The sequence below is a fragment of the Embleya hyalina genome, from assembly GCF_003967355.1.
Lineage (GTDB): Bacteria > Actinomycetota > Actinomycetes > Streptomycetales > Streptomycetaceae > Embleya > Embleya hyalina.
This window is the reverse complement of record NZ_BIFH01000008.1, coordinates 1-706: the sequence shown is the minus strand read 5'-3', so window position 1 is coordinate 706 and position 706 is coordinate 1. Positions and strand designations below refer to the sequence as shown.

General features: G+C 69.7%; 2 protein-coding genes. Both read left to right on the top strand.

What is annotated here, in order from left to right; translation table 11 throughout:
• A partial coding sequence (locus EMA17_RS00040; RefSeq protein WP_503826230.1) for an efflux RND transporter periplasmic adaptor subunit occupies positions 1-487 on the top strand: 487 nt, incomplete at its 5' end.
• Positions 484-706 (top strand): ATP-binding cassette domain-containing protein (locus EMA17_RS53695; RefSeq protein ID WP_126634751.1); only part of this gene is annotated, 223 nt, incomplete at its 3' end. The genes EMA17_RS00040 and EMA17_RS53695, both read left to right, overlap by 4 nt.

Genomic DNA, 706 nt, shown 5'->3' with positions numbered 1-706 from the left:
GGGGCCGTTGTTCAAGGCGAGTGGGACGGGTCGTCGGGTGACCGTGAATCTGCCGGTGAACAAGCAGACGCTGGCCTCGAAGGGTGCCAAGGTCCAGGTCGCCCTGCCCGGTGGGAAGTCGGCGAGCGGCACGATCACGCAGGTCGGGACGGTGGCGAAGGAGGGCGACCAGTCCCAGGGTTCGCAGGGTCAGGAGAAGGCGACGATTCCGGTCGACATCGCGTTGGATCAGCCCAAGGACGCGGGGACGTTGGACGGTGCGCCGGTGACCGTCGGGTTCACGGGCAAGGAGAGGAAGGGTGTGCTCACGGTCCCGGTGAACGCGCTGCTCGCGCTCGCCGAGGGCGGCTACGGCGTCGAGGCGGTCGAACCCGACGGCGGCACGCGGCTGTTGAAGGTCGAGCTCGGGATGTTCGCGAACGGGCGGGTCGAGGTCACCGGCGAGGGCGTGACCGAGGGACTGAAGGTCGGGGTGCCCAAGGCATGAGGAGGAGGCGTCTCAGAGCGGCGCGTGGGAGCGTCGAACCGGGGGTGCCCGATCCCGGAGCCCCGGTGCCGGTGATCGAACTCGACGGTGTGGGTCGTTCCTACCCGGGCGGGGTGCGTGCGTTGATCGGCGCGAACCTGACCGTCGGGGCGGGCGAACTGCTCGCGGTGGTGGGGCCGTCCGGGTCCGGGAAGTCGACGATGTTGCAGTTGATGGGCA